The 19,387-nt window shown below is 53.1% G+C and carries 14 protein-coding genes and 1 pseudogene; 12 read left to right on the top strand and 3 right to left on the bottom strand.

Annotated elements, in window-relative coordinates; translation table 11 throughout:
• The first annotated feature begins 24 nt into the window (after positions 1-24).
• The 12 genes and pseudogenes from def to QUD59_RS07825 all read left to right on the top strand — a co-directional run bounded on the left by def (position 25) and on the right by QUD59_RS07825 (position 14,573).
• Entirely contained in the window at positions 25-540 is a 516-nt protein-coding gene (gene def / locus QUD59_RS07880) for a peptide deformylase (protein ID WP_286240666.1), read from the top strand.
• Between the two features lie 70 nt (positions 541-610).
• Positions 611-1,555 (top strand): methionyl-tRNA formyltransferase, encoded by a 945-nt coding sequence (gene fmt / locus QUD59_RS07875; RefSeq protein WP_286240665.1) that lies wholly within the window; start codon positions 611-613, stop codon positions 1,553-1,555.
• Between the two features lie 4 nt (positions 1,556-1,559).
• Positions 1,560-2,864: a 16S rRNA (cytosine(967)-C(5))-methyltransferase RsmB gene (gene rsmB / locus QUD59_RS07870; protein WP_286240664.1), complete on the top strand. Its 1,305-nt coding sequence runs from the start codon at positions 1,560-1,562 to the stop codon at positions 2,862-2,864.
• A gap of 48 nt (positions 2,865-2,912) precedes the next feature.
• Positions 2,913-4,285, top strand: a pseudogene (trkA, locus tag QUD59_RS07865) (Trk system potassium transporter TrkA).
• Positions 4,286-4,301: 16 nt separating this feature from the next.
• Positions 4,302-5,750: a TrkH family potassium uptake protein gene (locus QUD59_RS07860; protein WP_286240663.1), complete on the top strand. Its 1,449-nt coding sequence runs from the start codon at positions 4,302-4,304 to the stop codon at positions 5,748-5,750.
• A 47-nt stretch (positions 5,751-5,797) separates the two neighbouring features.
• Complete coding sequence (locus tag QUD59_RS07855) at positions 5,798-6,244, top strand: YtoQ family protein (protein ID WP_286240661.1); 447 nt, start codon at positions 5,798-5,800, stop codon at positions 6,242-6,244.
• A 215-nt stretch (positions 6,245-6,459) separates the two neighbouring features.
• Complete coding sequence (glyQ, locus tag QUD59_RS07850; RefSeq protein WP_434025547.1) at positions 6,460-7,419, top strand: glycine--tRNA ligase subunit alpha; 960 nt, start codon at positions 6,460-6,462, stop codon at positions 7,417-7,419.
• Positions 7,419-9,467, top strand: a complete 2,049-nt coding sequence (gene glyS, locus QUD59_RS07845) for a glycine--tRNA ligase subunit beta (protein WP_286240659.1) — start codon at positions 7,419-7,421, stop codon at positions 9,465-9,467. The genes glyQ and glyS overlap by 1 nt, the downstream gene beginning before the upstream one ends.
• Positions 9,468-9,560: 93 nt before the next feature.
• Positions 9,561-10,115 (top strand): D-glycero-beta-D-manno-heptose 1,7-bisphosphate 7-phosphatase, encoded by a 555-nt coding sequence (gene gmhB, locus QUD59_RS07840; protein WP_286240658.1) that lies wholly within the window; start codon positions 9,561-9,563, stop codon positions 10,113-10,115.
• A 284-nt stretch (positions 10,116-10,399) separates the two neighbouring features.
• Complete coding sequence (locus QUD59_RS07835; protein ID WP_350227799.1) at positions 10,400-13,669, top strand: sensor domain-containing diguanylate cyclase; 3,270 nt, start codon at positions 10,400-10,402, stop codon at positions 13,667-13,669.
• A gap of 199 nt (positions 13,670-13,868) precedes the next feature.
• The gene (locus QUD59_RS07830) at positions 13,869-14,279 is read left to right on the top strand and encodes a putative signal transducing protein (RefSeq protein ID WP_286240656.1); all 411 of its coding nucleotides are present in this window, start codon (positions 13,869-13,871) and stop codon (positions 14,277-14,279) included.
• 102 nt (positions 14,280-14,381) lie between these two features.
• Positions 14,382-14,573 carry a GDCCVxC domain-containing (seleno)protein gene (locus QUD59_RS07825; RefSeq protein WP_434025546.1) on the top strand — a complete coding sequence of 64 codons (192 nt, stop codon included), beginning with the start codon at positions 14,382-14,384 and terminating at the stop codon, positions 14,571-14,573.
• Between the two features lie 79 nt (positions 14,574-14,652).
• Here the strand turns inward: QUD59_RS07825 and gyrB are convergent, their stop codons facing one another.
• Genes gyrB through dnaN form a run of 3 tightly spaced genes read right to left on the bottom strand, consistent with a single transcriptional unit; the run spans position 14,653 to position 19,349 of the window.
• Positions 14,653-17,076, bottom strand: coding sequence for a DNA topoisomerase (ATP-hydrolyzing) subunit B (gene gyrB, locus QUD59_RS07820; protein WP_286240653.1), 2,424 nt, complete (start codon positions 17,074-17,076; stop codon positions 14,653-14,655).
• Between the two features lie 21 nt (positions 17,077-17,097).
• Complete coding sequence (gene recF, locus QUD59_RS07815; RefSeq protein ID WP_286240652.1) at positions 17,098-18,189, bottom strand: DNA replication/repair protein RecF; 1,092 nt, start codon at positions 18,187-18,189, stop codon at positions 17,098-17,100.
• Positions 18,190-18,245: 56 nt separating this feature from the next.
• Positions 18,246-19,349, bottom strand: a complete 1,104-nt coding sequence (dnaN, locus tag QUD59_RS07810; protein WP_286240651.1) for a DNA polymerase III subunit beta — start codon at positions 19,347-19,349, stop codon at positions 18,246-18,248.
• Between the last annotated feature and the right edge of the window lie 38 nt (positions 19,350-19,387).

Here is a 19,387-nt window from a genome sequence, read left to right as displayed (position 1 = left end):
AACCGGCTAAAACAGACACTAATCATGGCAAAACTGACCATCCTTGAGTATCCCGATCCCCGTTTACGGACCATCGCCGAACCTGTCGCTGAGGTGACCGACGAACTGCGTAATCAGATCGACGATATGTTCGAGACAATGTACGCAGCACCCGGTATCGGCCTGGCAGCAACACAGGTGAATATTCACAAGCGTGTAGTGACTATCGATATTTCAGAAGAGCAGAACGAACCTCTGGTCCTGATCAACCCGGAATTTGAAGTGCTGGATGATGAGCAGGAGAAATATCAGGAAGGCTGCCTCTCTGTTCCCGGCTTCTACGAAGACGTCAGCCGACCGCAGAAGATTCGCCTGAAAGCGCTCGACTACAACGGCGAAGCCTATGAAATGGTCGCCGAAGGCCTGCTCGCGGTTTGCATCCAGCATGAACTGGATCACCTCAATGGCAAACTGTTTGTTGATTACCTGTCCATGCTCAAGCGTAACCGCATCAAGGGCAAACTGGAAAAAGCCCATAAACTGCAGGAAAAGCGTGCCTGATCGCCTGTTTTAAGAGCGTTCACAGGCCTGCGTGATTACTCCGCAGGCCTGTTTTATTTTGGAGACACCCATGTCAGACAGCCCACTCCGTATCGTCTTTGCCGGCACCCCTGATTTTGCCGCAGAAAGCCTGCGCGCACTGCTGGATTCAGAGCATCAGGTTATTGCGGTCTACACCCAGCCGGACAAGAAGGGCAAACGCAAGAATCAACTGGCTCCGCGCCCGGTGAAAGACCTGGCACTGGCCCATGACATCCCGGTCCACCAGCCACACAGTCTGAAAGACGAAGCCGAACAGCAAGTACTTGCTAACCTCGAAGCCGACATTATGGTGGTGGTTGCCTATGGCATACTCCTGCCCAAGGCGGTATTGGATACCCCCCGGCTGGGCTGTATCAATGTTCATGGCTCTCTGCTGCCCCGCTGGCGTGGCGCTGCTCCGGTAGAACGGGCTATGCTCGCCGGCGATACCGAAACCGGCGTCACCATCATGCAGATGGATGAGGGCCTCGACACCGGTGCCATGCTGCATAAAGTCTATACGCCTGTCAGCACCAGCGATACAGCAGCCAGCCTGTTCAGCCGACTGGCCGAAATCGGCGCAGAGGCACTGATCACCACCCTGAAACAGCTTCAGCTTGGCAGCGCCAGAGCCGAAGCTCAGGACGACAGCCTCGCTACCTACGCGCACAAACTGGATAAACAGGAAGGCGTGATTGACTGGAACGCCCCGGCCAGCGAGATCGATCTGAAGATCCGGGCACTCAGCCCCAGAGTTGCCGTCACCTTTAAGCTGGGCGAAGAGACGGTCAAGCTTCTGGCTGCCGAGCCAGTGCAGCAGCAGGGCACACCCGGCGAATTGTTACCGGCTGACAAACGCTCGATTATCGTCGCCTGCGGGGAGGGCGCGTTGCGGATTACCCAACTGCAACTACCCGGCAAAAAACCAATGGACGCAGCCGCTGTACTTAATTCCAAGCGGGAGCAGTTCGCACCAGGACTGAGTTTAGGCTAAGACGATGACAACCAATGTTCGCGCCCTGGCCAGCCAGGTACTCACCCCGCTACTGAAAAACAAGGGCTCCCTGAATACCCAGATGGCGGCACTGGAACGACGCTGCCCGGAGAAGGACCGGGGCCTGTTGCGGGAACTCTGCTACGGCACCATGCGCTACCACCCGCAGCTCAATGCGATCCTTAAACGGCTGCAGAATCATCCCTTTAAATACCGGGATATCGATATTAAAGCCGTCGCTCTGATCGGCTTGTACCAGTTGATTCATACCCGGGTGCCGTCCCACGCAGCTATTAACGAAAGCGTAGACGCCTGTAAAAAACTCGATAAGGCTCCGGCCGGAAAACTCATTAACGCCCTTTTACGGCGCTTTCAGCGCGAACGGGAGGCGATTGAAGCCGATCTGGAGCAGGAACTCAGCTACCGCTTTAATCATCCTGAATGGATGATCGCAAAGCTGCAAAATAACTGGCCTGATCACTGGCAGCAGATTATTAACGCGAACAATCTTCAGGCGCCACTGACCCTGCGTATTAACGCCCTGCGCACCGACCGGGAAAGCTATCTTACACAACTGAATGTGGTAACAGAGGCCGAGCCAACCCGTTTCAGCCCGCAGGGTATCCGCCTGTCACAATCCCTGAATGTCGAAACACTGCCGGGCTACCGTGTCGGTGCTTTCAGCGTACAGGATGAGGCGGCCCAGCTCAGTGCCGGACTCCTTGACCTTCAACCCGGCCAACGGGTACTGGATGCCTGCGCGGCTCCCGGAGGCAAGCTCTGCCATATTCTTGAAGCCGGGAAAGGCCTGAGTCAGGTAGACGCGGTTGAGCTTGAAGAGAAACGAGCAGAGCGGATAACCGAAAACCTGAGCCGGCTCGGCCTTAAAGCCAACCTGCATATCGCTGATGCCGCCACCCAGACATGGTGGGACGGACAAGCCTATGACCGAATCCTGCTGGACGCTCCCTGTTCCGCTACCGGTGTTATTCGTCGCAACCCGGATATAAAATACCTGCGCCAGGGTGAAGATATTCATCAATTGTCCCAGCTACAGGCAGATATCCTGCAAAATTGCTGGGCAATGCTGAAACCAGGCGGCAAACTGCTTTATGCTACCTGTTCTATTTTCCCGCAGGAAAATGAGCGACTTATCAAACGCTTTATGACACAAACAGAGGATGCCCGACACCTGCCTATCAACGCGGAGTGGGGTATTGAAAGAGAATATGGCCGGCAGCTTTTCCCTCAGGAAAACGGCCATGATGGTTTCTACTACGCGCTACTGGAGAAAGTTGCTCAGGCCTGAATGCTATCGACCTGACCGACCGCCTCCGGTTACTGTAAAAGGCTGATCATGAAGATCATTATTCTCGGTGCAGGCCAGGTTGGCGGCACCCTCGCAGAAAACCTGGCCCGTGAAGATAACGACATCACTGTGGTCGACACAGACTCCGGCCGACTCCGCGAACTGCAGGATCGACTCGACATCCGCACCATTGAGGGCAAAGCCTCCTATCCTTCGGTACTCGATCAGGCCGGTGCGCAGGATGCAGACATGCTGATTGCGGTCACCAACTCCGATGAAGTGAACATGATCGCCTGCCAGATCGGCCAGACGCTGTTTAATACGCCGACCAAAATCGCCCGTGTCCGGGAACATGACTACCTGAATAAAAACCAGAAAATCTTTGGTGAAAAGGGCATTCCGATTGATGTGCGGATCAGCCCGGAGCTGCTGGTTACCAAGCACATCAAACGCCTTATCCAGCATCCCGGCGCGCTGCAGGTACTCGATTTTGCAGACGCTAAAGCCCAGTTGGTTGCGGTAAAAGCCTACTACGGCGGCCCTCTGGTAGGTCGTGAGATCTCTTATCTGCGCTCCCACATGCCTAATGTTGATACCCGTGTAGCGGCCATTTTCCGCCGTGGAAGCCCGATTATTCCAAAGGGTGATACGGTTATCGAAGCGGACGATGAGGTTTTCTTCATCGCCGCCCGCCGCGACATACGCGCAGTAATGAGTGAACTGCGCCGTCTTGATCACCCTTATAAACGGATCATCATTGCCGGCGGCGGTAATATCGGCGCCCGTCTCGCTGAATCTATCGAGAGCAACTATCAGGTGAAGATTATCGAGCGTGATATTCGCCGCTGTAACTACCTGGCCCGGACACTGGATAACACCATTGTGCTGCAGGGAAGCGCTTCCGACCGGGAGCTGCTGATCGAAGAAAATATCGAAGACACTGATGTTTTCTGCGCCCTGACCAATGATGATGAGGCCAATATCATGGCCTCGATGCTGGCCAAGCGTCAGGGTGCCCGTACCGTCATGACCCTGATCAACAACCCGGCCTACGTCGATCTGGTGCAGGGCGGGGCGATCGACATTGCGATCTCCCCCAGCAAACCACCATCGGCGCGCTGCTGACCCATGTGCGCCGGGGCGACGTGGTCGCGGTTCACTCACTGCGCGGCGCAGCCGAAGCACTGGAGGCGGTGGCCCATGGCGACAAATCCTCCTCCAAGGTGGTCGGCCGAACCATTGAAGAGATCAAACTGCCACCGGGCACCACCATCGGCGCCATCGTGCGTAACGATGAGGTGCTGATCGCCCATGACGATGTGGTTGTAGAGAGCGGTGACCATGTCATCCTGTTCCTGGTCGACAAACGCCGAATCAACGAAGTTGAGCGCCTGTTCCAGGTCGGCCTGACATTCTTCTGACAGCGGAAGCGCGTAGATGCATTACAAAGTCATTCTCCGTATTCTGGGCATCCTGCTGATGATATTCAGCATCTCGATGCTGCCGCCTCTTGGCATCTCATTTTTCTACGATGATGGCGCTGAGCTGGCGTTCATCTCCGGCTTCCTGATTACCCTGATGACCGGTTTCTTTATCTGGATACCGGTTTACCGGGTCCGGCAGGATCTGCGTACCCGTGACGGCTTCCTCATTACCGTGCTGTTCTGGTCCGTTCTGGGCCTGTTCGGGGCATTACCTTTCATGCTCACCGACAACCCCCATCTGAGCTTTATCGACGCCTTGTTCGAGTCCCTTTCCGGCCTCACCACAACCGGTGCGACGGTGATTACCGGTATCGATTACCTGCCAAAATCGATTCTCTTCTATCGCCAGCAACTGCAATGGCTCGGCGGCATGGGTATCATCGTCCTCGCCGTTGCCATTCTGCCGATGCTCGGCATCGGGGGTATGCAGCTATACCGCGCCGAAACGCCGGGGCCGGTTAAAGATTCCAAGCTGACCCCGCGCATCACTGAAACCGCTAAAGCGCTCTGGTATATCTACCTGTCACTGACGATTGCCTGTGCCGCAGGTTACTGGCTTGCAGGCATGGACCTGTTTGATGCGATCGGACACAGTTTCTCCACCGTAGCGATTGGCGGCTTTTCCACCCATGATGCCAGTATCGGTTATTTCGATTCAGTAACCATTGAGCTGATCTGCATCTTCTTTATGACCATTTCCGCGGTGAATTTCGGCCTGCACTTCTTTGCCTGGCGGCAGCATACGTTGCTCCACTACCTGCAGGACCCTGAATTTAAGTTCTATCTCTGCACGCTGGCAGGCATCACTCTGATCGCCCTGATTGTGCTGACCCTGACCAAAACCTACCCACCGGATGAGTCACTGCGTAAAGCTGCGTTTATGGTCGTTTCCATTGCCACCACCACCGGCTTCGCCACTGCAGACTTCGCACACTGGCCGGTTATGCTGCCATTTCTGCTGTTTGTTGCCGCCTTTGCCGGGGGTTGCGCCGGCTCCACCGGGGGCGGAATGAAGGTAATCCGGGTACTGCTGATCCTGAAACAGGGCTACCGTGAGATTCAGCGTCTGATCCACCCCAATGCGATCATTCCGGTTAAACTCGGCCGCAAACCGATTTCAGATAAAGTTCTGGAAGCGGTCTGGGGATTTTTCTCCGTCTACCTGATCGTGTTTGTGATCATGCTGATCGTCCTGCTGGCTACCGGGCTGGATCAGGTCACAGCCTGGTCAGCAGTGGGGGCGACCCTGAACAACCTCGGCCCGGGGCTGGGCGATGTATCCGCGCACTACGGCAACCTGAACGATCCTGCCAAATGGGTGCTCTGTTTTGCCATGCTCCTCGGTCGACTTGAAGTATTTACTCTGCTGGTACTCTTCACGCCGGCATTCTGGAAACGTTAAAGCGGGCAGCAGACCCGCGCCATACAAACACTATTGAGAGCCTGATCATGCGATACACTGTTTACCTTTCCGGCGAGATTCACAGCGACTGGCGCGACAAAATCAAAAAAGCGATTAATGAAAACGGCCTGCCGGTTGATGTTCTGACCCCGAATACCGACCACGACTCCAGCGATGGCTGCGCCAGCGACATTCTCGGCCCGGAGGATTCCAGCTTCTGGACCGATCACAAGTCCGCCAAAATGAATACCATTCGTCACATGACCGCCATCAAACGGGCTGATATTGTGATTGTTCGTTTCGGCGACAAATACCGCCAGTGGAACGCAGCATTCGATGCGGGCTTTGCGGTGGCCAACGGCAAATCTCTGATTGTCGAGCACGCACCGGAACTGACCCACCCCCTCAAAGAGATCGACGCCTGCGCACATGCCGTTGCAGAAAACACCGAACAGGTCATTGAGACTCTGAAATACCTCTGTCTGGATTACTGATCCAGTCATTCCCATATCCGGGAGGGGGCGGGATTCCGACCTCCTCCTCAATTTCCGCAATTATCCCGCCTTTTCTCGCCTTTAAGCCCGCCAGCGGGCACAGACTGATCATTTTTTGTTGTATAATTGCCGGCTAATTTTTCAGGCTAATACGGTGTCGCCAACCCTCCAGAGGGAGGAAATTCTCTGGCGCACTCATGTAAAAGGTGAACTCTGTGACTGACAAGGCAACCCCAGACGTAAGCACATTTCAGGGGCTTATCCTTGCTCTGCAGGAATACTGGGCAGAGCAGGGTTGTGTGATCGTACAACCACTGGACATGGAGGTAGGTGCAGGCACCTTCCATCCGGCAACTTTCCTTCGCGCAATCGGACCAGAAAACTGGCGCTCTGCCTACGTGCAGCCAAGCCGCCGTCCAACCGATGGCCGCTACGGCGAGAACCCTAACCGCCTGCAGCACTACTACCAGTTTCAGGTCGTTCTGAAGCCCTCTCCTGAGAACTTTCAGGAACTCTATCTGGGCTCACTGGAACGGATCGGCGTAGACCTTGGCGTACATGACGTTCGTTTCGTAGAGGACAACTGGGAGTCTCCGACACTGGGTGCCTGGGGTCTTGGCTGGGAAGTCTGGCTGAACGGCATGGAAGTCACCCAGTTTACCTATTTCCAGCAGGCCGGCGGCCTTGAATGCTACCCGGTGACTGGCGAGATCACATACGGTCTGGAACGTATCGCAATGTACCTGCAGAGCGTTGACAGTGTCTATGACCTGATCTGGGCGAAAAACCCGGATGGCAGCACAGTGACCTACGGCGACGTGTTCCATCAGAATGAAGTGGAGCAATCCACCTTCAACTTCGAACACGCTAACGTCGAAGAGCTGTTCAAAACCTTCGACAACTGTGAAGCTGAATGTAACAAGCTACTCAGTCTGGAGAAGCCGCTACCATTGCCTGCCTATGAGCAGGTTCTGAAAGCATCACACACCTTCAACCTTCTGGATGCCCGTCACGCCATCTCCGTCACCGAACGTCAGCGCTATATCCTGCGCGTACGAACGCTGGCCCGGGAAGTAGCGCACGCCTACTTCAATGCCCGTAAAGCACTGGGTTTCCCACTGGCTACCGATGCGATCCGTCAGGAAGTTCTGGCTAACTGCGAGGAGAACAACTAATGGCACAACATGATTTTCTCGTTGAGCTGGGCACCGAAGAGCTGCCACCTAAAGCACTGAAATCCCTTTCTGAAGCATTCAGCAACGGCATTACTTCTGGTCTGAAAGAGGCGGGCATCGAGTTCGGTGACGTTAAAAACTATGCCTCACCTCGTCGCCTTGCCGTACTGATCAGCGCTCTGGATGAGAAACAGGCTGATCGCGCCATTGAAAAACGCGGCCCGTCAGTCAAAGCGCCTGAAAAAGCGGTAGAGGGCTTTGCCCGCTCCTGCGGTGTCAGCGCGGACCAGCTCGAAAAGATTGATACAGATAAAGGCGAATACTATAACTTCCGCGCCACGGAAGAGGGCAAAGCTACGGCGTCTCTGCTCCCATCTCTGGTTGAGCAGTCCCTGAACAAATTGCCTATTCCTAAGCGTATGCGCTGGGGTGCATCCCGGGTTGAGTTCGTTCGCCCGGTTCACTGGCTGGTCATGCTGCTGGGTGATGAAGTAGTCGAGTGCGAGATCCTTGGCCTGACAGCCGGCCGTAAAACCCGCGGCCACCGTTTCCACTACAATCAGGACATTGAGCTGATTGCGCCTTCCGAATACCACTCCCGACTGGAAAACCCGGGCATGGTGATGGCTGACTATGATGCGCGTAAAGCGCTGATCAAGTCACAGGTTGAGGAAGAGGGGCGCAAGCTCAACGCCACCGCCCAGATCGATGAAGATCTGCTGGATGAAGTGACCGCTCTGAATGAGTGGCCAATCGCCCTGACCGGACGTTTCGAAGAGCGCTTCCTCGAAGTGCCGGCCGAAGCACTGGTCTCTTCAATGAAGGAGCACCAGAAGTATTTCCACCACCTCGACCAGAATGGAAACCTGCTGCCTAACTTCACCACGATCTGCAACATCGTTTCCAAAGATCCGCAGCAGGTTATTGAAGGCAACGAGAAGGTTATCCGCCCACGACTGTCTGATGCCGCATTCTTCTTCGAGACCGACAAGAAGTCCACGCTCGAATCCCGGGTTGAGAAACTTAAATCCGTCGTATTCCAGAAAGACCTTGGCACCGTATACGACAAAGCCGCACGCATCAGCTCACTGGCCGGTAAGATCGCCAACAAGCTTGGCGAAGACCAGAGCAAAGCTGAGCGGGCAGGCCTGCTCGCTAAAACCGACCTGCTGACCGACATGGTCTTTGAGTTCACCGACCTTCAGGGCCTGATGGGTTATCACTACGCCCTGAATGATGGTGAAGACAAGGATGTGGCACTGGCACAGAACGAGCAGTACATGCCACGCTTTGCAGGTGACGAACTGCCTCAGACTGCGCCGGGAATCGCGGTCGCTATTGCTGACCGTCTGGACACCCTGACAGGCCTGTTTGGCATTAACCAGCCACCTACAGGCTCCAAGGACCCGTTCGCACTGCGTCGTGCAGCGCTGGGCGTTCTGCGCATAATCGTTGAGCGCAATCTGGATCTTGATCTGCGCGAGCTTCTCTCTATCGCGGCTGATAATCACAACAGCCTTGCTGCCCGTGATGGCCTCGAAGATAAAGTGCTTGAGTTCATGCTGGAGCGTTTCCGCGCATGGTATGAAGACGCCGGCATCAATGCAGAAGTGTTCCTCTCTGTCCTCGCACTTAAACCAAGTCGCCCACTGGATTTTGATCGACGCGTTAAGGCGGTTAACCACTTCCGCACTCTGGCCGAAGCAGATGCACTGGCTGCGGCCAACAAGCGTGTTTCCAACATCCTGAACAAGCAGGGCGTTTCAGGCGTATCTGAGGTCGACACCAGCCTGCTGGCAGAGCCTGCAGAAAAAGCCTTAGCCGCAGAGATCGAATCTCAGCGCACTAAGCTTGCTCCGCTTTTCGCAGCCGGTCAGTACCAGGAGTCTCTTGAATCCCTGGCTGCTCTGCGAGCTTCTGTTGACGATTTCTTTGATCAAGTTATGGTCGTGGCCGATGACGAAGCAGTGAAAAACAATCGTCTGGCGTTGCTCTCTCAGCTCCGCTCACTCTTCCTGGGCGTTGCCGACATCTCGCTGCTCGGCTAAACCGTTCTTGCGAGCGCAATATTCAAGCCGGCTCAATGCCGGCTTTTTTGTTTCACGTGAAACATCATATGACTACAGATGCAGGTAATGCATATGAACAAACCACAGTTAAAATTGATCGTTCTGGATCGGGACGGTGTTATTAATCAGGATTCAGATGAGTATGTAAAATCACTGGATGAATGGATTCCTATCCCCGGTAGCATAGAGGCTATAGCAGCGCTATCTAAAGCAGGCTATAGCATCTGCATTGCAACCAATCAGTCAGGCCTTGCACGAAACTATTTCACACAAGATACACTCGAACAGATGCATCATAAGCTTGAGGCACTGGTCAATGAACAGGGCGGTGAGATACATAGCATTCATTTCTGCCCGCACGGACCTGATGATAAGTGCGACTGCAGAAAACCCCTGCCGGGCATGTTCAACTCAATCGCCAAGAGCTTTGGTCTGAATGATCTTACTGGTGTATTCGCGGTAGGTGATAGCCTGAGAGACCTTCAGGCCGGCGCTAAGGTTAACTGCAAACCTGTACTGGTTAAAACGGGCAAAGGTATGAGAACGCTCAACTCAGATAAAGCGCTCCCGGATGGCACGCTTATTTTTGAAGACCTGAAAACATTTGCTGATTCAATCCTGCCCTGAACAATCCCGCCAGAGCCTTGAGTGTTTCACGTGAAACACTCAAGGCATCCTCGTCGAACAAACAGACCAACCCACCTGAGACAGAGTTAAAAGAGCGATCAAGCACTCAGCGAATGACTACTGAAGGATCAACAAATAGTGGAGCCGAGCAACATAGAGAAGGGCGCCCGGATGCAAAAACGAGTCAGATCAAAGCCACCATAAATAGGCCAAAAGCTGCCTGTTCAGGCTCAGGTAGATAGGTCATACTGCAAGAGCAAATATCCAGAGCGTCGTAGTGAACTATGAAGAAGAGTAGTCTTGTAGCCACCTCAACACTGGTGGCAGGTGGTTATTTCCTGTTGGGTATGGCTGGCCAGTTCATGGCAATACCACCCGGGTTTGCAACCATCATCTGGCCAGCCTCTGGCTTAGCTATATGCGCCGCCCTGATATGGGGAGCCCGGGTACTTCCGGGGATATTCGCAGGCTCGTTTCTGGTTAACATCTATATAGCAAACAGCGGCAGCGAAGGGGATTGGATACTACTGATACCTGCTCTGATTGCTGCGGGCGCCGCACTCCAGGCTTATGTGGGCGCCAGACTGGTTTCCAGGCTAATTGGCTTTCCTTTCGCATTTCACCAACCCAATCAGGTTCTGCACTTCTGTTTAATTGGGGGTTTGATAAGCAGTCTGATCAATGCGAGCAGTAGCTGTGTTGTACTGCTAATGGCAGGCGTCATTCAAACCGATCAATTTGCAGCAAACTGGTTTAACTGGTGGCTCGGCGACGCCTTAGGAATTATCGTTCTCTCGCCCTGGTTACTGGCGCTATTCCCGAAACTTTCAGAAGCTAAAGTACCCAACCGGAAAAGTCTGATTTCCAGTCTGTTGGTTATCGCCGGCTGTACTGTCATGTTCTCCATTGCCATTGCCAAATTTGAACAACGTAAACAGACAGAACAATTCAATAAAAATGCCGACACGCTGGCGCTGGCATTAGAAGCTGAACTGCAGGCAACGATCGATACATTGTACGGTTTGAAAGGCCTGATACTGAGCAATGAGTCGTTAACGCCGGAGCAGTTCCGAACCTATACAACCCCCATTCTGATACGCAAAAAGAACCTGCATGGGCTGTCATGGAATATCAATCTCACCAACAATGAGCTGGCCGCATTCGAAGACAAGCTACGGAGCCAGTATCAAAAAGAGGGGATAGAGTTCAGGGTTACTCAGCGAAACGAGAAAGGTGAACTGATTGCCGCTAACCGGGGCAACCGTCATGTTGTAGTCAGTTATATCGAACCTTTACAACAAAACAAGCAGGCGCTGGGGTATGACGTATATTCACAGGAAGTCAGAAGGCAGGCACTGGATACCGCAGCAACCACAATGGATGAGGTGGTAACCCGACCCATCAGGCTGGTTCAGGAGAACAGTAGCCAGGCAGGCGTGCTGATCTTCCTGCCGGTGTTCGATCCGGATAACGGTCGCATGAAGGGATACGCCACCGCCGTTCTTCGCGTTGGAAACCTGGCAACCAGTGCTCTGGCCGGGAAAACCGTACCCAACACCAGCCTCATCTTGTTAGACCCGGAGGCCGAACCGGGTGCACAGGCGCTTTATACACAAGGCAGTAATACCTGGAGCGATGAACCGCTGAAGGAGATAGAAGTACAAGGCCGATACCCCTTGCTGAGGCACAGCGTAATCAGTGTAGGCGATCAGAGCTGGTCTCTGATTCAGGTGAGCAACAGCAGTTTCCTCTATCAGCCCTGGAGCGTACACCTGATGATCATCTGCGGTCTGGTGATCGCCGGGCTGCTGAACTGGTTTATGGTCATCGTCGCCGGACATACCTTCGAAATAGAGCATCAGGTGATCGCCAGAACAAACAGCCTGACCAAGCTGAATGCTTTATTCGGGCGTGCCGAAAAGATGGCATCTTTAGGTAACTGGGAATGGGAAATCGAGAGTGGAAAACTCTGGTGGTCGGAAGAGATATACAGAATCTTTGGCAGGGACAGCCGGGATTATGAAGCCACATATGAAGGATTTCTGGACGCTATACATCCTGAAGACCGAACCCGGGTAACCGTAGCCATTGAAGCAGCACTGGCACATCAGACACCTTATGAAATTGAACACCGGCTCGTTCTGGAAAGCGGTGAGGAAAAGATTGTTATCGAACAGGGCGAGGTCATCCCTGATACCGAGGGAAGACCCGTGCGCATGATTGGGATTGTTCAGGATATTACGGCTCGCAAAAAAGCCGAGGAAGAGCTGATAGAACAGGAACGTGTCTACCGTGAAATGTTCGAGAACAACTCAGCGATCAAGCTACTGATCGATGCGGCCTCCGGGCATATCGTCAGCGCTAACAATGCCGCCTGCGAATACTACGGTTACAGCAAAGCGGAACTGAACGACATGCCGATGTCACAGATCAATATGCTGCCACCCAGTGAGCTGCGTGATGAAATAGAAACAGCGAAGCAACAGAACCACTATAAGGTTCGCTTTAAGCACCGGCTGGCATCGGGTGAGGTAAGGGAAGTTGAAGTTCACAGTGGCCCGGTAAGGCTGGCAAACAGCACGCTGCTGTACTCCATTATTGTCGATGTAACCGATCGGGTACGTTACGAAACCCAGCTCAAACAGGTAGCCGAGGAGCTGGCATCTGAGAGAGAGCGCCTTTCCGAAATTATCTGGGGGACCAATGTGGGAACCTGGGAGTGGAACATCAGCACCAGCGAAATCATCTTTAACCAGCGCTGGGCAGAGATCATTGGCTATGAGCTGGCGGAGTTAGCACCCACTACCCTTAGCACGTGGCATATGCTGATACACCCGCAGGATCTGCATGAATCAGAAGCTCAGTTCAAAGAGCTCCTCGATGGCAGCCGTGATTTCTATGAAATCGAGTGCCGGATGCGCCACAAACAAGGACATTGGGTATGGGTACTGAATCGAGGCAAAGTCACCGAAAGAGGGCCCGAAGGGGAGCCGCTGCGCATCTGCGGAACCGAAGCGGACATCAGTGCACGAAAACAACGGGAAGCCGAAATTCAGCATCTGGCGAAAACAGATGTGCTGACCGGACTGGCCAATCGTGCTTACTTTAATCAACGCCTGAGCGAAACCTTTAAGCTGGGGCAGCGCAACGGCCAGCCATTCGCTCTGATTCTGCTGGATCTGGACGGTTTCAAAGCGATCAATGATCAGTATGGCCATCCCATTGGCGATGCTGTGCTTCAGGGATTCGCCACTGACCTCAAATTACTTTGCCGTGAAACAGACATCATAGCCCGGCTGGGTGGCGACGAGTTTGCGATCATCGCTACCGCATTAGATAAGCCCAAGGGGGCAGAAAAGCTGGCAGACCGGATCATTCACCACCTCAGCCATGAGCGTGTCATTGAAGACCACTCGATTCGATTTGGTGTGAGTATAGGCATCAGTAGTTTCCCAGATGGCAGCAGCGAAAAAGAACTGATCAAACAGGCTGACGAAGCAATGTACAAAGCCAAACGAAACGGACGAAATTGTTACCGGGTGTTTAATCAGTAGGGCGCTATGATCGGCAGGGAAGCCAGACCCATGACACAAGCAGAAGGCGCTCTGAAGCACGCACAGACGCTATATTCAAAATAGAGCCACATGATCGCCCGCATAAAGAAAACATGGCGGAGAAGACCTCTCAGCCAATGTGAGAGCAAGGATACAACCAATACAGCTAAGCCGCGTACCCGGCTTCAAGGATGAGCCTATGCTGGTTACTATCGCCCGATATAGTTACCCCTATGAAGCGCACCTGGCCCGATCACGCCTCGAATCAGAAGGCATACCCGCCTATCTGGCAGATGAGCATACCATTAACATGCAATGGCTCTATTCCGATGCACTCGGCGGAATACGACTACAGGTACCGGAAAACTATACTCAGCAGGCGCAGGAGATACTGGCACTGGATCTGGAGCAGGCACTGATAGAACAACAGGATTATCAGGGTGCAGCCTGCCCCCATTGCGGAAGCCATAACACCGAGTATTATCAATTTGGCCGACGCATGGCATTCCTTGTCTTTCTTGGGCTGGACTTCCCGCTTTATCCAACCCACGATGGTATCTTATGTCATCACTGTGGCGCCCGATCGAGGCAAGAAGAGCCAGCAGAATAATCAGACATCAACAGATCAGCTCGCGGGGAAAATGCAGTGAAACCCGTCATTACAGAATCAGTTATCACGTGCCCGAGATGCGGCCACAGCAAGCAAGAACAGATGCCCACAGAAGCCTGCCAGTGGTATTACGAATGCGAAGGCTGCGGATCTTTACTCAGGCCCTTACCGGGCGACTGCTGCGTATTCTGTTCCTATGGCACAACACCTTGCCCACCCATACAGAAGGGCAACAGTTGCTGCCAGAAAATAGCCTCCAAAGCGAAATCACAACAAACCGAGCCAGAAAGCTAAGCAGAGCAAACAGCAGCCATAAAAAAAGCAGCCAAATGGCTGCTTTTAGGATTACCTCCCATCGGGAGATTGTGATCTGTTACACATCGAGGTTGGCGACCTGCAGGGCGTTCGACTCAATAAAGTTACGACGCGGTTCTACCTCATCGCCCATCAGAGTCGTGAACAACTGATCAGCGGCAATCGCATCTTCGATGGTAACCTGCAGCATACGACGGGATTCAGGATCCATTGTCGTTTCCCAGAGCTGTTCCGGGTTCATCTCACCCAGACCCTTATAACGCTGGATGTAATGGCCACGGCGGGACAGATCAAGCAACCAGTTAAGGCCTTCTTCAAAGTCAATCACCTCTTTACTACGCTCACCGCGCTGCAGATAAGCACCCGGCTCCAGCAGACCCGAAAGGGTATCGGCCATCTTCTTAATTTCACCGTATTCACGGGAAGCGAAGAATTCAGCATTGAGGACGTAATCATGGGCAACACCATGCTGCTGCATAACAACCTTGGCGACAAAATTGCTGTGTTCTTTATCTTCTTCAACCAGACACTGGTAGCTCACAGCCTTATCGGAATAGCCGGCAAGGGTGTCATCAAAACGATCACACCAGTCTGCAACAGCAGCCTGATCAGTCATCGAGTCGCCGGGGAAGGCTGAGACATCCAGCAACGCTTTGAGCATAGCGTATGGGTAAACACGGGACATCCGGTTAACTGTACGAATCACTGCACGGTACTGATATACCAGATCCTGAAGCTTTTCACCGCTGATACCCGGGGCCGTAGGATTCACGTGAAGCGATGTACCGTCCAACGCTCCCTGAAGCAGGTAGGAGTCCAGAGCTTCATCATCTTTCAGGTACTGTTCCTGCTTACCTTTTTTAATCTTGTACAGTGGTGGCTGAGCAATATAAACATAACCGCGTTCAATCAGCTCAGGCATCTGCCGGAAGAAGAAAGTCAGCAACAGGGTTCGAATATGTGATCCGTCCACGTCGGCATCGGTCATGATGATAATGTGGTGGTAACGCAGTTTTTCAGGGTTGTACTCTTCACGTCCGATGCCACAGCCCAGCGCAGTGATCAGCGTACCAACCTCTGCAGAACTGAGCATTTTATCGAAACGGGCTTTCTCTACGTTAAGAATCTTACCCTTGAGAGGCAGAATCGCCTGCGTCTTACGCGCACGGCCCTGCTTGGCAGAACCGCCCGCAGAGTCACCCTCCACCAGGTACAGTTCAGAAAGGGCCGGGTCTTTCTCCTGACAGTCTGCCAGCTTACCTGGCAGACCTGCGATATCCAGTGCACCTTTACGCCGTGTCATTTCACGCGCCTTACGTGCCGCTTCACGGGCACGCGCCGCGTCAATCATTTTCGATACAACAGACTTAGCTTCCTGTGGGTTTTCCTGCAGGTAGTCCGCCAGCAGTTCCCCCATGGTCTGCTCAACCGCAGATTTCACCTCGGAGGAGACCAGCTTATCTTTGGTCTGGGAGGAGAATTTAGGATCAGGCACTTTTACCGAGATAATCGCAGTCAGACCCTCACGGCTGTCATCACCGGTGGTGCTGATCTTACCACCTTTGTTCAGGCCTTCATTCTCGATGTAAGTATTCAGTGAGCGGGTCAGGGCCGCACGGAAACCCGACAGGTGGGTACCGCCGTCACGCTGAGGAATGTTGTTGGTAAAGCAGTGGATACTTTCCTGGAAGCTGTCATTCCACTGCATCGCCACTTCAACCGCGACACCGGTCTCATGATCAGCCGTAAAGTGGAACATTTTATTAATGGTGGTTTTATTGGTGTTGAGGTACTCAACAAATGCACTCAGACCACCTTCATACTCAAACACTTCCTCAACGGCAGTACGCTCATCTTTAAGAACGATACGTACACCGGAGTTCAGGAAGGAAAGCTCACGCAGACGTTTAGCCAGAATATCAAATTTGAAAGAGACATTAGTGAAGGTCTCTTCCGATGGCCAGAAACGAACCATGGTACCGCTGGACTCAGTTTCACCCACAACCGAGAGAGGCGCTTCAGGCTCACCGTGGTGGTAGACCTGCTCATGCACTTTGCCGTTTCGGCGAATGGTCATTTTCAGCTTGGTGGAAAGAGCGTTAACTACAGAGACACCTACACCGTGCAGACCACCGGAAACCTTATAGCTGTTGTCATCAAACTTACCACCGGCATGGAGCACGGTCATGATAACTTCGGCTGCCGATACACCTTCTTCAGGGTGGATATCAGTTGGAATACCACGACCATTATCAGATACGGTGATACTCTCATCCGGGTGAATAACCACTTTGATTTCACTACAGTGACCAGCCAGCGCCTCATCAATCGAGTTATCAACAACCTCGAAAACCATGTGGTGCAAACCCGTTCCATCGTCGGTGTCACCAATATACATGCCCGGCCGCTTCCTGACCGCATCAAGGCCCTTAAGTACCTTAATGCTTGAGGAATCATAATTCTGGTTATCTTCGCCGCTCATCCAAGTCTCCTAACTCTTTCGTTACATTGGCTCGACAATGCTGCCATCTGCAATACGAAAAGTGGCTTTTTCCGTTTGTGGCTGCCACTGCGCCCGCAGCGCTGAAGCATCCACACAGGTTATAAAACACTGGTTAGAGCTCTGCTCTAACACTTTACAAAACAGTTCGCCGTGGTGTGCATCAAGCTCTGAGGGAAGGTCATCGATCAGGTAGATGCAGGGCCGGCTGTTCATTCGCTGAAACAGGGCTCCCTGAGCCAGCTTAAGCGCACTGACAACCAGCTTTTTCTGTCCTCGCGAGAGGCGCTCTGCCGCACTGTGGCCATCCACTTTGAGTCGCAGATCGGCTCTTTGAGGCCCGCTGCCGGTAAATCCCTGACGCAAATCACGCTCAAAATTAACCGCGAGTACTTCATCCAGAGGGCGCTTTTTATCCCAACCGGCCGTAAAGCCAAGCTCAACTTTCATACCTTCGAGAAGCTGACTGACGACCGCTTCAAATTCAGGCTTAAGCAGGCTGAGATACTCCCGTCTAAGGCGGGTAAGCTGGTCAGCAAAAGCAACAAATTCGCGATCCCAGACCTGGCGTAACTGGTTGTCAATCTTACCACATTTCAGCAGGGTATTACGCTGTTTTAATACTCTTCTGAAGCCCCGCCAGAGCTGGATAAACGTTTTATCCGCATGGAATACGCCCCAGTCGAGAAACTGTCGCCGAACCGCCGGAGATCCCTCGAGAAGCAGGAAGGTATCGGAGTTGATCACCTGCAGAGGGATCAGCTCGGCCAGAGTCGACAGATCGATATCCTGACCTTCGTAACGAATCCGTGCTTCACCCTCAACAGGGCGCTCTACGCCCAGAGATTGCTTAAGGCCCTGAGCCATCGGATCAATACTGGCAAAGACCACAGCGGAGGCCTGATCGTTCTGCACCAGATGACGGGCTTTGCTGGTTCGAAAAGAACGGGTCAGCCCAAGCAGGTTGATCGCTTCGAGAATACTGGTTTTTCCGCTGCCATTTTCACCACTGATGATGTTAATGCCGGGCACCGGCTCAAACTGAATGGCACTGATATTACGAATGCGCTGGATCTGAAGTTTCGATATGGACATAGACAGGTACAAAAAGGGGGGCTGATTGAGCCCCCCATAGCTTAACAGTGAGTGCCTTACATACGCATTGGCATAACAACGTAAAGGCTGTCCGGCTCGTCGAACCCTTCAACCAGCGCACTGGAGTTGGAATCAGACAGTGTCAGACGGACCACATCGGAGTTGAGAATCGACAGGCAATCCAGCAGGTAGTTTACGTTGAAGCCAACTTCCAGGCTGTCACCCTCGTAATCCACCGCCAGTGTCTCTTCCGCTTCTTCCTGTTCAGGGTTATTTGCCATGACCTGCAGATAACCGCTGGTCAGGGAGAGGCGTACACCGCGGTATTTTTCGTTCGACAAGATCGCGATACGGCTCAGCACCTGACGCAGCTCCATACGATCACTGAGCAGCACTTTATCGCCATTTTTCGGGATAACACGCTGATAATCAGGGAATTTACCGTCAACCAGCTTAGAGGTGAAAGTAAAATCACCTACATGTGCCCGGATATGGCTGGCACCAATCACCAGACGCAGCGGCTCTTCACCATTCTGCAGCAGGCGCGCCAGTTCCAGAATACCTTTACGCGGCACAATAATCTGGTGCTGCATACCATCCTGAGCTTCAACCGCAGTCACACTGGTCGCCAGACGGTGACCATCGGTAGAAACAGAACGCAACTGACCATTAGCGATCTCCAGCAACATACCATTGAGGTAGTAACGCACATCCTGCTGCGCCATGGAGAAACCGGTTTTATCGATCAGGGTGCGTAACTGCTGCTGAAGCATGGACAGTTCCAGCGTTTCCGGGCTGTCTTCAACATTAGGGAATTCTGCTGCCGGCAGGGTAGAGAGCGAGAAGCGGCTACGGCCGGCTTTGATCACCATCTTCTGACCTGTCAGGGTCAGTTCGATCCGGGCAGAATCAGGCAGGGATTTACAGATATCCATCAGCTTGCGCGCCGGTACCGTTACCGAACCTGCTTCAGCCGGCTCATCCAGAGTCACCCGCCCAACCAGTTCGACCTCAAGGTCAGTACCGGTCATGGAGAGCTGATCCCCTTCAGCTACCAGCAAAATGTTGGATAGCACTGGCAATGTCTGTCTACGCTCTACAACACCCGCAACCAGTTGCAATGGTTTAATCAGCGCTTCACGTGAGATGACAAATTTCATCGTTTCCCCACCTACCTTTATATATGGCCGGTCCAGTC

This window comes from Neptuniibacter halophilus (assembly GCF_030295765.1).
In the GTDB taxonomy this organism is placed as follows: Bacteria; Pseudomonadota; Gammaproteobacteria; order Pseudomonadales; family Balneatricaceae; genus Neptuniibacter; species Neptuniibacter halophilus.
The sequence above is the reverse complement of the archived record's forward strand: the minus strand, read 5'-3'. Positions and strand labels throughout refer to the sequence as shown.

Coding starts and splice junctions, on each gene's coding strand:
- def (WP_286240666.1), top strand. CDS start 25: ATGGCAAAACTGACCATCCTTGAGTATCCCGATCCCCGTTTACGGACC.
- fmt (WP_286240665.1), top strand. CDS start 611: ATGTCAGACAGCCCACTCCGTATCGTCTTTGCCGGCACCCCTGATTTT.
- rsmB (WP_286240664.1), top strand. CDS start 1,560: ATGACAACCAATGTTCGCGCCCTGGCCAGCCAGGTACTCACCCCGCTA.
- QUD59_RS07860 (WP_286240663.1), top strand. CDS start 4,302: ATGCATTACAAAGTCATTCTCCGTATTCTGGGCATCCTGCTGATGATA.
- QUD59_RS07855 (WP_286240661.1), top strand. CDS start 5,798: ATGCGATACACTGTTTACCTTTCCGGCGAGATTCACAGCGACTGGCGC.
- glyS (WP_286240659.1), top strand. CDS start 7,419: ATGGCACAACATGATTTTCTCGTTGAGCTGGGCACCGAAGAGCTGCCA.
- gmhB (WP_286240658.1), top strand. CDS start 9,561: ATGAACAAACCACAGTTAAAATTGATCGTTCTGGATCGGGACGGTGTT.
- QUD59_RS07835 (WP_350227799.1), top strand. CDS start 10,400: ATGAAGAAGAGTAGTCTTGTAGCCACCTCAACACTGGTGGCAGGTGGT.
- QUD59_RS07830 (WP_286240656.1), top strand. CDS start 13,869: ATGCTGGTTACTATCGCCCGATATAGTTACCCCTATGAAGCGCACCTG.
- QUD59_RS07825 (WP_434025546.1), top strand. CDS start 14,382: ATGCCCACAGAAGCCTGCCAGTGGTATTACGAATGCGAAGGCTGCGGA.
- gyrB (WP_286240653.1), bottom strand. CDS start 17,076: ATGAGCGGCGAAGATAACCAGAATTATGATTCCTCAAGCATTAAGGTA.
- recF (WP_286240652.1), bottom strand. CDS start 18,189: ATGTCCATATCGAAACTTCAGATCCAGCGCATTCGTAATATCAGTGCC.
- dnaN (WP_286240651.1), bottom strand. CDS start 19,349: ATGAAATTTGTCATCTCACGTGAAGCGCTGATTAAACCATTGCAACTG.